This is a genomic window from Methanosarcina spelaei, from assembly GCF_002287235.1.
GTDB classification, from domain to species: Archaea; Halobacteriota; Methanosarcinia; order Methanosarcinales; family Methanosarcinaceae; genus Methanosarcina; species Methanosarcina spelaei.
Genome location: NZ_LMVP01000369.1, coordinates 1 through 649, shown reverse-complemented (window position 1 = coordinate 649; position 649 = coordinate 1). Strand labels below are relative to the sequence as shown.

Below are 649 nucleotides of genomic sequence, written 5' to 3'. Positions count from 1 at the left end.
CCTGGTTTTTCATCGTAGGAAATAATCACGGTTTTAATTTCTTCTTTTTTTCACTTAATTCATTAGCCTCTCTATATGTGGCTAAGACATTGGCTGCTTTTTTATCAAACTCTGGATCAACTTTAGCAATATAAGAGCTAATCTTATGTGGTTTTATATTGCTCGCATTGAGAATTTTCGAAATTGTTCCCTGATTTATCTTCGATAAATCAGGATGTCCTTCTTTGATGCTATTCTCTCGTATATGTTTTGCAAGAAGTCTCTGCGTCCAGATTTCATGAGGATACCCAAGATTCTTTGGTTTCATACATGCAAGTGAAATTACATAAGCTCGTGATTCGGCACTAATATCTTGAGGTCTTCCACTTCTGGATTTATCTATTAAGCCTTCTTTGACCCCTAAATCTAAAACCCTTTTTATCCATTTTCTTACAGTTTTGTAATCTACTTTTAACTCTCTAGATATTTCAGTATCGTTTTTCCCCTGATAGCTCAAAAGTAATATCTTGGATCTTTCTACAATACTTGCAGCTTGATTTCTAGAGCGGCTAATCTTGATAACATAGTCTAAATCTTTTTGAGTAAATGATAATTTGGGGCGACGGCTTATACGAGACATTAGATAATATATTGAACAATCAATATATCT

General features: G+C 33.7%; 1 pseudogene. It reads right to left on the bottom strand.

From position 1 onward, the window contains the following. Window positions 1-31: 31 nt before the first annotated feature. Window positions 32-619 (bottom strand): annotated as a pseudogene (locus ASJ81_RS14830) (helix-turn-helix domain-containing protein); the annotation flags it as partial. Between the last annotated feature and the right edge of the window lie 30 nt (window positions 620-649).